The following is a 12,605-nucleotide window of genomic DNA, read 5'->3' as shown; positions in this document are numbered from 1 at the left end:
GAAAAGTTCTGGCCCTGTAGCGCAGTTGGTTAGCGTGCCGCCCTGTCACGGCGGAGGTCGCGGGTTCAAGTCCCGTCAGGGTCGCTCTGAGCGACAGGCCCTTTTCTCGAAGAGGGCCTGTCGTCTAAGACGCGGCAGATGTGCCGTGAGGCTCTGTAGCTCAGTTGGTAGAGCGCACGACTGAAAATCGTGAGGTCACGGGATCGACGCCCGTCGGAGCCACTGGGACCCTCGTGCGGCTTCTACGCACGGGGGTTTCTTCGTTTCTGCGCGCCGGCGCCGGTCTCGCGGCGCCAGCGCGAGCTTCCGGTCGCAGTTTCTGTCGTCATCAGGTTGTGAGCCCTCTTCCGGTCGCGATCGATGCCGGTTCAGCGCGCCGAGAACGGCATGAATTGCGATGGGAACGCTGGCGGCAGGCCCAGAACAGCATGAACTGCGACCCGAATGAGGCCAGCCGCGAGCCATCCCGGGTGCTGCGGACCCTACCGCTGTGGCGGCAGGTGCATGTTCGGGGTGTTGCTATACACCTGCCCGCGCTCATCGCCGACCGTCGTGATCGTAGCCGGGTCGAGGTTGATCGTGTCCCCGACGTAGAGGGTGATCCACGACGCCGGTGGCGGATCGGGGTCGTTGTAAAACGTGCTGTAGAACGTGTTCCGTCGCACCGCGTTGAGTAGAGCGATTTCGTCTTGGCCTGAGCAGAACCGCTCAGCGACCGAGAAGGGAGTGTCGCCGCTGGCAACGATGTACGCGACAACAGTCCCTTCGTCGTTGAGGATCGCCTCTCCCTGCGCGAATTCGCGCGGACCACCGTCGGTGAGTTCCGGCACGATGAATTCGCTGACCCGTCGCGGACTGTCTCCGAGTTCGTCAGCGTCCGTGACCCCAGCGAAACGAAACACCGTGCACGTACCGTCGTCGGCCCTCGACTCGAAGTACCAGTCGTCGTCCTGCGCTGTCGCGGAGCCTGCCGTCGCGCCATCCCACGGCGTCGCCGTCGCCCGCGGCTTCGGCGTCGCACCGGAGCCCTCAGGCACCGCAGCCCAGGTGCACCCAGCGAGCCCGAGCATCGCGATCGCAATGCCCGTGGCCGCGGTGAGGACGATACGAGGACGACCGGACATGACGCGATGTTAGCGGACTGCGCCCGCTGCGGCCGTGGCCTCGTCGCGCGCGCAAGATCTACGCCGAACCGCCCGAGGGCATAAAGATCATGACCCGGCGACCGTCACATGGAGCTGCACCTCCGCACGTCCTGGTTCGCGGTCCACGACAGAATCAGCACCGTGACGTTGCCCCGCGCCAGATTTCGCCGGTGCAGCACGATCGCTCCCCTGAGGTGATCGCTCTGGTGGCCTCGCCTCGCGACGAGGCCACCACAGAGTCAGGCAGACAGTGTCTCTGCGACCCGTGCGGAACGCGCGGTGCGGAACAGCACGGACACGAGCAACGCACCGAGGAGCGCGATCGCGCCGGCTGCGACGAATGCTGCCGAGTATCCGTCCGTGAGCGCCTGCGGGTCGCCGACCTGACTCGCCCCGAAACCCGCGGCGATGGCCGAGACCACCGCGAGACCGATGGCCGAGCCCACCTGATAGCTCGTGTTGACGATGCCCGATGCCAGGCCGCCGTCCTCTGGCGGTGCCGCCGAGATCGCCACCTGCAGCGACGGGATGAACGCCAGCGCTTGACCGAACGCGACCACGAGGGAAGGCCCGAATGCGTCGACCCAGTAGTTGCCGTCCGGACGGATGAACGCCATCCATGTGAGACCACCTGCGAGGATGAGCAACCCGAGAACGATGGGCACCTTCGGACCGAACGCAGCGATCACACGCGGAGCCAGGACGATCATCCCGATCATGATGAGCGCGGTCATGGGCAGAAGTGCCGCCCCCGCGGGGAAGGCGCTGAAGCCCAGGACCTGCTGCAGGTAGAGGTTGAGGAAGAACCACATCGGGATCCAGGCGGCACCCAGCAGCACCTGCGCCAGGTTGGCTGCCCCGAGGTTGGGCGAGCGGAAGAGCGAGAGCCGGACGAGCGGCTCCCGCTTCACGCGCTGGATCAGGAGGAAGACGATCAGCAGCGCGATACCCGCACCGATCGCGATCCACGTCTCTGCGGACGCCCATCCCACGACCTCGGCCCGCACGATGCCGTAGACCAGCACGGCGAGTCCGAGGGTGACGATGGCCGCGCCGAGTACGTCGACGGATCCACGAGCTCCGAGCCGTCCGCCGGGGAGGGCCGACCACATGACCACCAGGACGAGGATCGCGATCGGCACGTTGATGAAGAACACCCACGGCCAGGACGCGAACTCGGTGATGACGCCACCAAGGAAGACGCCGGCGGTGCCACCGGCAGGAGCTGCTGCACCGTAGAAGGCCATCGCCTTCGTGAGCTCTCGCGGGTTCCGGCCGAACAGCATCATCAGCAGCGACAAGGCGGCCGGAGCGATGAGCGCGGAGCCCGCACCCTGCAGAACGCGCCCGGTGAGTTCGGTCGCGACGTCACCGGCGAGCCCGGCGACGAGAGAACCGCCGGCGAGGACGACCCAGCCGGTGGCGAACATCCGTCGGGGGCCGAACAGGTCGGCGAGGCGTCCGCCCAGCAACAGCAAGCCGCCCAGAGCGATGACGTAGGCGTTGAAGACCCAGGAGAGGGTGCTCGGGGTGAATCCGAGGTCCTCCTGCATCTTCGGCAGCGCTACTCCGATGATCGAGGCGTCCATGATGACCATGAACTGCGCCAAGGCGATGAGGGTGAGTCCCCACCATCGTGCAGGGCTTTTCGTTGGCGATGACACGTCGTGCTCCGTTCAGCTCGAGGAAGGATCGGTCCAGTCGGACCTCACTACGTTAATACCCTAGGGGGGTATAGTATTCCCGTGCAAGGACTGCTGTCGCGAACGGCGCTCCCGGTAGCGTGAGGAGCATGACCTCAGCGACCCGTCGCATCGAGCTGCGCCTGCGCAAGCCCTGGCTCGCGCTCTACGCCGGCATCCGCCCGACGCTCGTGATCGAGGGCCGAGGTCAGCCGACCCAGTGGGGACTCGGGACGTGGCAGGTGTCGTCAGAGCATCCGGTGGTCCTGGGCGTCTTCCTGTTCAACCGGATGTGGCGCTTCGGCCAGGCCGAGATCACACTCCAGCCCGGCGACGAGGGGATGCTCGACTACCGCGCGCCGGCCCTGCCGCTCCTCCCCGGGCGGCTTCGCCTTGAGAGGACGACACGGGGCTGAACCCGGCGGGCGCCGCCGAAGCCGTCAAGCGCCGGCCACCGCACCCGCCCGAGCGGCTGACTCGTCGAGGTCCCTCAGCCTCGACTCGGCCCCGTCGAGCGCTCGTGCAGCGTTCGACGGCCGGAGCAGCTGCAAGGGCGAGTGATAGACGCTCTGCGCGACAGCCGCGTCGACTTCCAATACGGTGCTGATGCCCGTGATGGCCGCCTCGTCCGAGTCCGCGACCCGGACGGCGTCGACCACGCGATCCAAAGAGGCTCCGGCGGCCACTCTCGCTTCGGCATTGCGGATCTCGTCAAGGACCATGCGCCGATGATCTTCAGGTCTCTGCCTCGACCTGTGGTGCCGTCGGCGGTGAGAGTCGATCACGTCCGCGGACAGATCGACCAGGAGGGGCTCTGTGCCGCGCAGGTTCAGGCTGACCAGCACGGCGTGCAGATCGTAGCGTCCAGGCTCGAGCTGATCCCAGATGCCGGGATTGATCTCGACATTCACGCGAGCGTATTCCCCGGGCTCGAGAGGCACGGCCCGCTCCCTATGCATGCTCATCCAGCCGAACGAGAAGTCCGTTCGCCCCACTTCGGTGAGCACGCCGACGACATGGAAGGTGTCTCCATGGGAGGACCAGCGGTCATCACCCCGGTTCACGACGTCGATCACGAAGCCGTCTTCGCCAGACTCGTCGCGCATGAACGCCGGCCAGCGCAGCTCCAGACCGCGGCGGCGCACCGCCTTGCTGGGGCGGAGGGCCATCACCTCCGGATGCACCCGCACCACGGCATTCCGATCAGACATCGGGACCCAGGAAACGCGCCAGGACGTTCGTTCGACGTCGACTGGTGCGCCGATGACGAGTTGACCGCCCGCGTGACGCCTGAGGATCCGCCAGCCGTCGATCGGGCCATCCTGCACGGACGCCCAGTCGACGTCGAATCCTGCGTTCGCGGCGAGCTCGGCGATCGGCACGCCGGTCTCGGCGAGCGCCGCGCGATCCACGGACGCGCCGCTCAGCTCCGGGTCGCCATCCGAATTCGTCATGACTCGATGCTCACACGGCACCGCCGCTTGTGCCAGGCATGGCGCGTGTGGTCCGCTGTCGGCATGAACTTCTTCCCTCCGGACCCCGAGATGCCTGAGCCCGACGACGAGGGGGAAACCAACATGCCGCGCTGGTGGGGCGCTCCCGAGGACGAGCTTCCCGCCCTGGCGCCGATCTCGGAGCTGCTGGCCTCCACGGAGCACGTGGCGATCGCCCTGATCGGCGTCGCGGTGTATCGCGAGGGCGTCGAGTTCCGGCTGGAGCGGCGGCTACGTCGACGCGGTCTCTCCAGCCGTGAATGGCAGGAGCTCTGCGGGACCTTCATGGAGCATCACCCCTGGGGCGGACCGACCGACACCGACAGCCGACTGAAGGTCGGACTGGTGCTCGGGGACGGCGAGAAGGTGCTCGAGAACCTCCCGCACTTCGGCGGCGACGACCCGACCGCCGAGCCGCAGGGCCATGTGCTGACCCGGCGCGGCGGTGGCGGGGGCGGGGGCTCCGGGTTCTATGCGGGCAGCGACAGCCTGTGGCTCTGGCCGTCACCGCCTGCGGGCCCCATCGAGTTCGTCCTGCAGTGGACGGCGCTCGGAATCCCCGAGCAGCGCACCATCCTCGACGGCGCCGAGCTGGCCTCGGCCGCAGAGCGGTCGCAGCCCTTCTGGCCGTAAGTCACCGCACGACGACCTGACGCCGGTGGAGCGAAAGGTCACCACAGGACATCGAGGGATCAGGTCCTGGGAGATCCGCGCGCTCGCACGTAACGGTGTGAAACGTTTTTATCACGGTGGCCGTTTCGGCTTGACGTGCGCCGTGCGCCGGCGTTAGCGTTCACGGAGCCGCTTTCGGAAAACGCATTCCGAAGCAGTCACCCCTGCCCTGCAACGTTGGAGAGCACATGTCGACGAACGCCGCCTCACCGGGCTGGGCGCTGCGCGCACACGCCGCCTTCGAATGGCTGTGGTGGATCGCGACGATCAACCTGCTCTGGCTCACCTTCACGCTGGCGGGGGGCATCGTTCTCGGAGTCTCCCCCGCCTCCACCGCCGCCGCCGAGCTGACCCGCCGCCGCCTGCGCGGCGACGGGTTCCCGACGCTGCGCACCTACGCCGATGCGTGGCGCCGCGAATTCTGGCGCGCCAACGGCGCCCTGGGCATCGGGTTCCTCACCACCGTCCTGCTCGCCGTGAGTGTCACCGGACAACTGTCGGCCGACGCCCTGGGCACCCCGCTCGGCATCGCCAGCAGCGTCGCCCTGGTGCTGTCCTTCGCCGTGACCGCCGTGGCCGTGCCGCTGTTCGCGCATTACGACCTGCCGTGGCGCGCCTACCTCCCGACCGCCGCCCGCTGGGCCATGCGGAGCCTTCCCCACATCCTCCTGCTGCTGCTCGCCGCCGTCGTCGTCGTGACGGCGTGCCTCATCCTCCCCGGCGTCATCCCGTTCCTCCCGGTCGGTGCCTGGCTCACGCTCAGCACCGCGCTGTGCATCGGCTTCTTCACCGCCAACGACCGGCGCCTCGCCGAACGGCAGTCCGCCACCGCTTTCTGATCCCACCCCACAGAACGAAGGAGTTCCTCATGAAGAACCGCACTCTCGCGTCCGGCATCGGCGTGGCCGCCGTCGCCGCGCTCGCCCTGTCCGGATGCTCGGCCGATTCCGGCGGCGGCGAGGCCGCGGAACTGGACAGCCTGACCATCATGGCGCCGTATCTCTCCACCAACGCGCCTGAGGACGGCAATCAGTTCGAGACCGCCATCGAGGACGAGATCGGCATCGACCTCGACATCACCTGGGTGCCGAACTCGTCCTACGGCGACAAGGTCAACATCACCCTCGCCGGCGACGACCTGCCGCAGGTCATGGTCATCCAGGGCAAGGACCCCGGGTTCGTCCGCAACGCCGAGGCCGGGGCGTTCTGGGATCTCACCGACTACCTCGACGACTACGAGAACCTGAAGACCACATTCCCGCAGGTGCAGCACTCCTCCAGCATCAACGGAAAGGTCTACGGCGTCTTCCGCTCGCGCGACGTGATGCGCGAGGCCGTCATCATCCGCAAGGACTGGCTGGCGAACCTCGGCCTCGAGATGCCCACGAGCACCGATGAGCTGTACGAGGTCGCGAAGGCCTTCACCGAGAACGACCCCGACGGCAACGGCGCAGACGACACTTACGGCCTCATCATCCCGAAGTGGCCGGGCACGATCGGCACGAACAGCCCGTGGGACGCCATCGAGACCTGGTACGGCGCGGGCAACCGTTGGACCGAGCGCGACGGAGAGCTGGTCCCGAACTTCACCACCGACGAATGGCTCGAGGCCGTCCAGTTCGAGCGCACCCTCGTCGAAGAGGGCGTCGTCAACGCCGACTACGCGACCTTCGACTCCGCCAAGTGGAACGAGCCGTTCCTCACCGGCAAGGGCGGCATCATCATCGACGTGCACTCCCGCGCCGGCCAGCTCATGAGCCTGCTCAAGGAGCAGGACCCCGACGGGTTCCAGAACTACGTCGACGTCACCGGCAACCTCACCGGCCCCGACGGCGAACTGCACGCCCTCCCGACCGCGGGATACAGCGGCTTCCTCGCCATCCCGAAGGCCCAGGTGCGGACAGAGGAGCAGCTGCGCGGCGTGCTCGAGGTTCTGAACGACCTGAACTCGGAGGAGGTCGGCCCGCTGCTGAACAACGGCATCGAGGGCGTCACCTACGAGCTCGACGGCGACCTGGCGGTCGGCATCGACAGCGCCTCCCAGGTCGACAAGGACACCTCCGCCGCCTACGCCCAGCTCGGCACGAACGTGACCGGATTCCAGGGCTACCTGCCCAAGCAAGCGTCCGAGTACGAGCAGCAGATGTACGACAAGCGCAAGGAGATCGAGGCATCCGACCTCGAGTCCGCCGTCTACGACCCCTCGGCCGCCTACGTCTCGAAGACCTACGTGTCCAAGGGCGCCCAGCTCGACACGATCGTCGCGGATGCGCGCATCCAGTACATCGCCGGGCAGATCGACCTCGACGGGCTGCAGGACGCCATCGACCTGTGGCGCTCGAGCGGCGGCGACGACGTGATCGCCGAGATCAACGAACTGGCCGACGCCGACTCCTGATCCGGACCGCCGGGGCGGCACCGCGCCGCCCCGGCCTCCCGAGAGGCCTCCCCATGACCATGCTCGACAACGCCGTGACGGCGACCGAGACGCTGACCGTCGAGAAGCCGTCCAGGCGACGCCGCGGCGTCCGCGTGCACTTCACGCAGTTCAAGTGGCTCTACCTGCTGCTCGTCCCCGGCATCCTCTACTTCGTCCTGTTCCGCTACTGGCCGATGTACGGCGCGATCATCGCCTTCAAGGACTACGTGCCCTTCCTCGGCATCACCGACAGCCCCTGGGTGGGCTTCGCGCACTTCGAGGACTTCTTCTCCAGTCCCGACTTCCCCCGGCTGCTCGCCAACACGCTGATCCTGGCCCTGTTGAGCCTCGTGATCGCCTTCCCGCTGACGATCATCGTGGCGCTGCTGCTCAACGAGATGCGCCTGATGATCCTCAAGCGCACCGTGCAGACGCTCATCTACATCCCGCATTTCCTGTCCTGGACGGTCGTCGCCTCGCTGACCTACCTGCTGTTCGCGCTCGACGTCGGCCCGCTGTTCCAGCTCATCAACGGCCTGCTCGGCACGGACGTCAACTTCCTCGCCGACCCGGCCTGGTTCCGGCCGATCATCGTCCTGCAGGACATCTGGAAGAACACCGGCTGGGGGACCATCATCTTCCTCGCCGCTCTCGCCGGCGTCGACCAGGCACAGTACGAGGCCGCCATCATCGACGGGGCGGGTCGCTTCCAGCGCGTCTGGCACATCACGCTGCCGTCGATCATGCCGACCGTCGTCGTCATGCTCGTGCTGCAGATGGGCCAGGTGCTCAACACCGGCTTCGAGCAGATCTACCTCATGACCAACTCGCTCAACCGCTCGGTCGCCGACGTCTTCGACACCTACGTGTACTTCATGGGCATCACGCAGGGCTCCTACAGCTACAGCACCGCGGTCGGACTGTTCAAGGCGGTCGTGGGCGTCATCCTCATCTTCGGCGCCAACTGGATCGCCAAGCGCTTCAACCAGGCAGGGATCTTCTGATGGCTCGCGAGAAGTACCGGTTCAACACCCCCACGGGGCGCGTGTTCGACGTGTTCAACGTCGCACTCATGGTCGCGGTCGCGGTCATCGCCCTCGTCCCGTTCGTCTTCGTGCTCGCCGGGTCGTTCGCGACCGAGGCCGAACTCGCGACGCGCTCGTTCTTCCTCTGGCCGGAGACGTTCTCGCTCGAGGCGTACGAGGCGATCTTCACCAGTCCTGCCTTCGTCCGCGCGTTGCTGACGACGATCGCGGTGACCGCGGTCGGCACAGTCGTGCAGCTCGCCCTGACTGCATCCATGGCCTACCCGCTCAGCAAGGCGAACCTGCCCGGCGGCCGGATCATCCTGTCTCTGATCGTCTTCACGATGGTCTTCGGCGGCGGCATGATCCCCACGTTCCTCGTGGTCAAGGACCTCGGCCTGCTGAACAACTACTGGGCCCTGATCCTGCCCATGGCGATCAACCCGTTCAGCCTCATCATCATCAAGAACTTCTTCCAGCAGCTGCCCGCAGAGCTCGAGGAGTCCGCGAAGATCGACGGCGCGAACGAGATGCAGACGCTGTGGAGCATCATCCTGCCGCTGTCCAAGCCCGTCCTGGCGACGTTCGCGCTGTTCTACGCGGTCGGGATCTGGAACGACTTCATGTCGCCGTTGCTGTACCTCAACGACAACTCGATGTGGACGCTGCAGATGTTCCTGCGCCAGGTGACGGTGGCGACCGACCTGTCCGTGGTCGAGCAGGACCCGACCCAGTTGCCTCCGGCGCAGGGCATCAAGTTCGCGGTCATCATCGTCGCGACGCTGCCGATCATCCTCTTCTATCCGTTCCTGCAGAAGCACTTCGCCAAGGGCATGCTGATCGGCTCGGTGAAGGGGTGAGCCTGCTGTACCGCAATCCGCTGACCTCGGCATCCGATCTGGACGGCTGGGTCGCCGAAGGACCTGTCTCCGCCCAGGCAACGGGCGACGGCCTGCAGTTGAGCAGCTCCGGCGGCTTCGACGACCACTGGACGCTATGGTGTGCCGAAGTGTTCGGCGACCGCATCCGGATCGCCTGGGAGTTCTCGCCGCGCCGGGAGCCGGGACTGGCGATGCTGTTCTTCGGCGCCGCCGCGGACGCCGAGCAGAACCCGGATGCCGACGGCATCCTCGACGAACGGCTGGCGCCGCGCACCGGGGCGTACCCGCAGTACCACTCCGGGGACATCCGCACCCTGCACGTGTCGTACTTCCGCCGACGATGGGAGGACGAGCGCGCGTTCCACACCTGCAACCTGCGCAAATCTCCCGGCTTTCATCTCGTCGCGCAAGGCGCCGACCCGCTCCCGCCCGTCGTGGACGCCCGCGACGCGTTCTACCGCATCGAGGTCGTCAAGGACGGGCCGCACGTCGCGTTCTCGATCGACGGCCTGGCGCTGTTCGCCTGGACGGACGACGAGTCCACCGGGCCGCGCATCCGCTCCGGGCGCATCGGCTTCCGCCAGATGTCCCCGCTCGTCGCCCGCTACCGCAACCTGGAGGTTCACTCGCTGTGACCGGATCGACCGTGACCGTCCCGCTCCGTTGGCTCGACGACGCCCCGCCCGCCCGGCTCCGATCCGGAGCCACGTGGGGAGTCCCGCTGCCACGCGGAACCGTCGACGACCCCGCCCGCCTGCGGTTGCGCGAGGTCGATGCGGGCGTCGTCCCCGCCCAGTTCTGGCCGCTCGCCACCTGGCCGGACGGGTCCGTGAAGTGGGCGGGATGCGCCGTCGGCGCTCTCGAACGACCCGGCGCCTTCGAGGTCGTCACGGCCGAGGACGCCGGGCCCGCCGTCGACGCAGCCGTGCGCGTGCGGCGCGAGGATGACGAGTTCGTCGTCTCCGGTGACCTGATCGAGATCGCGTTCCCGGCATCGCCGGCGGACGTGCTCGCGCGGCGGATCTCGCGCGGCGGACAGCCCGTCGCGGAGGACCTGCGGCTGGTGAGCTTGCTGCAGGACGAGGTCCCCGAGGATGGCGGCGGCGCCCCGCGCCGCCGCCGTTTCCGCTCGCGAGTGCAGACGGTCGATGTCGAGCAAGACGGTCCGATCCGCGCCGTCGTTCGCGTGCAGGGCGTGCACCGCGATGAGAACGGCGACCGCGAGTGGCTGCCGTTCACGGTGCGATTCGTGATCGTCGCGGGCTCGGCCGAGGTTCGCCTGGTGCACACGGTCATCTGGGACGGCGACGCCCAGCACGACTTCCTCGCCGGTCTCGGCATCCGTGCGGATGTCCCGCTGCGGGCAGCGCCGCACGACCGCCACATCCGCTTCGCCGGCGCAGACGGCGGCTTCTTCACCGAGGCGGTGCGGGGCCTCACGGGCCTGCGCCGCGATCCGGGCGCGGAGGTCCGCGCGGCGCAGATCCGCGGAGCGCGGACGCCCGATCCTGCGACCTGGAACCCTCAGGTCTCCGAGCGCCTGTCGCTCATCCCCGCGTGGAACGACGTCACGCTCACGCAGCTGAGCGCCGACGGTTTCAGCATCCGCAAGCGCACGGCGGCCGGACACGCCTGGATCGACGCCGGAGCGGGAACGCGCGCGGAGGGCTACGCCGCGATCAGCGATCCGGACGGGGGCCTCGGCATCGGCATCCGCTCGTTCTGGCAGTCCCACCCTGGCCAGCTCGACCTGCGCGGCGCGGCGGGCGACCGCGCCGAACTGACAGCCTGGCTGTACGCCCCCCAAGCGCAGCCCATGGACGTGCGGTTCTATCACGACGGCCTCGGGCAGAACGACTTCACCAGTCAGCTGGAAGGCCTCGAGATCACCTACGAGGACTACGAACCCGGGTTCGGCGATGCGCACGGCGTGGCCCGGACCCACGAGCTGACGCTGTTCGCCTACGACGCGACGCCGCCCGTCGACGAGGTCGCCGCGTCCGTCGAGGCGATGCAGCGCCCGGCGCTGCTGCAGCCGACGCCCGAGCACCTGCACGCCGTTGGAGTCTTCGGCGACTGGGCTCCGGTCGACCGCTCGACGCCGGTGCGCGCCGAGATCGAGGACAGCATCGACTTCCTGCTGGACTATTACCTCGGTCAGATCGATCAGCGCCGCTGGTACGGATTCTGGAACTACGGCGACGTCATGCACGCCTACGACCTCGACCGGCACGTATGGCGCTACGACGTCGGCGGCTACGCGTGGGACAACAGCGAGCTGTCCCCCGACCTCTGGCTCTGGTACTCCTACCTGCGCACGGGACGCGCTGACGTGTTCCGCCTGGCCGAGGCGATGACGCGCCACACCGGCGAGGTCGACGTCTATCACCTGGGCCGCTGGCAGGGGCTCGGGTCGCGCCACAACGTCCAGCACTGGGGCTGCAGCGCGAAGCAGCTGCGCATCTCGAGCCCGATCTACCGACGGATCTTCCACTACCTCACCGCCGATGAACGGGTGGGAGATCTGCTCACCGAGCTGCGCGACAGCGACGAGCGGTTCGTGGACACCGACCCGACGCGCAAGGTTCGTCCGGATGCTGCGACCTACCGGCCCGACCGGGCCGCGCTGGCCGTCGGACTCGGCACCGACTGGGGCGCCCTCGCGGCGACCTGGCTCGCCGACTGGGAGCGCACCGGCAACGAGCGCTCCCGCGATCGACTGCTCGGGACGATGGCGGACATCGGCGCTCTCCCCCGGGGATTCCTGACCGGTGAGGCGCTGTACGACATCGAGGCCGGCCGGTTCGACACCACTCGCGACCGGATCTCCGTATCGCACCTGAGTGCGGTGTTCGGGCTCGTCGAGGTGGCGAGCGAGCTCATCGACCTCGTCGACGTCTCCGGATTCCGGGATGCCTGGCTGCAGTACTGCCGCCTCTATCTGGCTTCACCGGCGGAGCAGGAGGCCGCGGTCGGACAGCGTCTCGGCGGCATCCACCTCGAGCAGGCGCACAGCAGGCTGACCGCCTATGCGGCGGCGCAGACCGGCGACGCCGCGCTGGCGGATGCCGCATGGGCGGCGTTCGAGGGCATCGGCGAATGGCTCGTGCACCGGCGCGACTTCGTCCTGCGCCGCGTGGAAGGGCCCGCCGTGCTCAATCCGGTGGACGAGGCACCGAGCGTCGGCACGAACGACGTCGCGCAGTACGGGCTGGCCGCGATCCAGAATCTCGCCCTGATCGGGGATCGACTGCCCGAGACGTTCACGGATCCCCGCTGAGCCGACGC

11 protein-coding genes and 2 tRNA genes are annotated in these 12,605 nt (G+C 67.9%); 10 read left to right on the top strand and 3 right to left on the bottom strand.

Annotated elements, in window-relative coordinates:
* Positions 1–10: 10 nt before the first annotated feature.
* Positions 11–84 (top strand) — tRNA-Asp (locus AC3RXZ_RS14050).
* Positions 85–149: 65 nt separating this feature from the next.
* Positions 150–222: transfer RNA gene (locus AC3RXZ_RS14045), tRNA-Phe, on the top strand.
* Between the two features lie 260 nt (positions 223–482).
* Here the strand turns inward: AC3RXZ_RS14045 and AC3RXZ_RS14040 are convergent.
* Together AC3RXZ_RS14040 and AC3RXZ_RS14035 are read right to left on the bottom strand one after the other, a co-directional pair.
* On the bottom strand, positions 483–1,124 hold the full coding sequence (locus tag AC3RXZ_RS14040) for a hypothetical protein (RefSeq protein WP_491494405.1): 642 nt from the start codon (positions 1,122–1,124) through the stop codon (positions 483–485).
* A gap of 260 nt (positions 1,125–1,384) precedes the next feature.
* Positions 1,385–2,809: an MFS transporter gene (locus tag AC3RXZ_RS14035; protein WP_498265592.1), complete on the bottom strand. Its 1,425-nt coding sequence runs from the start codon at positions 2,807–2,809 to the stop codon at positions 1,385–1,387.
* A gap of 128 nt (positions 2,810–2,937) precedes the next feature.
* Between AC3RXZ_RS14035 and AC3RXZ_RS14030 the strand changes: the two genes are divergently transcribed.
* Positions 2,938–3,243, top strand: coding sequence for a hypothetical protein (locus AC3RXZ_RS14030; RefSeq protein ID WP_491494404.1), 306 nt, complete (start codon positions 2,938–2,940; stop codon positions 3,241–3,243).
* Positions 3,244–3,267: 24 nt separating this feature from the next.
* On the opposite strand, the gene AC3RXZ_RS14025 is transcribed toward AC3RXZ_RS14030, so the two are convergent.
* Positions 3,268–4,239 carry a hypothetical protein gene (locus tag AC3RXZ_RS14025; RefSeq protein WP_491494403.1) on the bottom strand — a complete coding sequence of 324 codons (972 nt, stop codon included), beginning with the start codon at positions 4,237–4,239 and terminating at the stop codon, positions 3,268–3,270.
* A gap of 105 nt (positions 4,240–4,344) precedes the next feature.
* On the opposite strand from AC3RXZ_RS14025, the gene AC3RXZ_RS14020 reads away from it, so the two are divergent.
* The 7 genes from AC3RXZ_RS14020 to AC3RXZ_RS13990 all read left to right on the top strand — a co-directional run bounded on the left by AC3RXZ_RS14020 (position 4,345) and on the right by AC3RXZ_RS13990 (position 12,597).
* Positions 4,345–4,953, top strand: coding sequence for a hypothetical protein (locus AC3RXZ_RS14020; RefSeq protein WP_491494402.1), 609 nt, complete (start codon positions 4,345–4,347; stop codon positions 4,951–4,953).
* Positions 4,954–5,180: 227 nt separating this feature from the next.
* Positions 5,181–5,831, top strand: a complete 651-nt coding sequence (locus AC3RXZ_RS14015) for a YesL family protein (RefSeq protein ID WP_491494401.1) — start codon at positions 5,181–5,183, stop codon at positions 5,829–5,831.
* Between the two features lie 29 nt (positions 5,832–5,860).
* On the top strand, positions 5,861–7,390 hold the full coding sequence (locus AC3RXZ_RS14010) for an extracellular solute-binding protein (RefSeq protein ID WP_243231836.1): 1,530 nt from the start codon (positions 5,861–5,863) through the stop codon (positions 7,388–7,390).
* 53 nt (positions 7,391–7,443) lie between these two features.
* Positions 7,444–8,415 (top strand): ABC transporter permease, encoded by a 972-nt coding sequence (locus tag AC3RXZ_RS14005; RefSeq protein WP_243231837.1) that lies wholly within the window; start codon positions 7,444–7,446, stop codon positions 8,413–8,415.
* On the top strand, positions 8,415–9,296 hold the full coding sequence (locus AC3RXZ_RS14000; protein ID WP_491494400.1) for a carbohydrate ABC transporter permease: 882 nt from the start codon (positions 8,415–8,417) through the stop codon (positions 9,294–9,296). Before AC3RXZ_RS14005 ends, AC3RXZ_RS14000 begins: the two co-directional genes overlap by 1 nt.
* On the top strand, positions 9,293–9,952 hold the full coding sequence (locus AC3RXZ_RS13995) for a DUF1961 family protein (protein WP_491494399.1): 660 nt from the start codon (positions 9,293–9,295) through the stop codon (positions 9,950–9,952). The genes AC3RXZ_RS14000 and AC3RXZ_RS13995 overlap by 4 nt, the downstream gene beginning before the upstream one ends.
* Complete coding sequence (locus AC3RXZ_RS13990; RefSeq protein ID WP_491494398.1) at positions 9,949–12,597, top strand: exo-rhamnogalacturonan lyase family protein; 2,649 nt, start codon at positions 9,949–9,951, stop codon at positions 12,595–12,597. The genes AC3RXZ_RS13995 and AC3RXZ_RS13990 overlap by 4 nt, the downstream gene beginning before the upstream one ends.
* Positions 12,598–12,605 lie beyond the last annotated feature (8 nt).

It is taken from the genome of Microbacterium cucumeris (assembly GCF_058349845.2).
This window is presented reverse-complemented; position numbering and strand designations above follow the sequence as displayed.

Bases quoted from the DNA above. Each gene is read 5' to 3' on its own strand.
- AC3RXZ_RS14040 (WP_491494405.1), bottom strand. From the start codon at position 1,124: ATGTCCGGTCGTCCTCGTATCGTCCTCACCGCGGCCACGGGCATTGCG.
- AC3RXZ_RS14020 (WP_491494402.1), top strand. From the start codon at position 4,345: ATGAACTTCTTCCCTCCGGACCCCGAGATGCCTGAGCCCGACGACGAG.
- AC3RXZ_RS14000 (WP_491494400.1), top strand. From the start codon at position 8,415: ATGGCTCGCGAGAAGTACCGGTTCAACACCCCCACGGGGCGCGTGTTC.
- AC3RXZ_RS14005 (WP_243231837.1), top strand. From the start codon at position 7,444: ATGACCATGCTCGACAACGCCGTGACGGCGACCGAGACGCTGACCGTC.
- AC3RXZ_RS14015 (WP_491494401.1), top strand. From the start codon at position 5,181: ATGTCGACGAACGCCGCCTCACCGGGCTGGGCGCTGCGCGCACACGCC.
- AC3RXZ_RS14030 (WP_491494404.1), top strand. From the start codon at position 2,938: ATGACCTCAGCGACCCGTCGCATCGAGCTGCGCCTGCGCAAGCCCTGG.
- AC3RXZ_RS14010 (WP_243231836.1), top strand. From the start codon at position 5,861: ATGAAGAACCGCACTCTCGCGTCCGGCATCGGCGTGGCCGCCGTCGCC.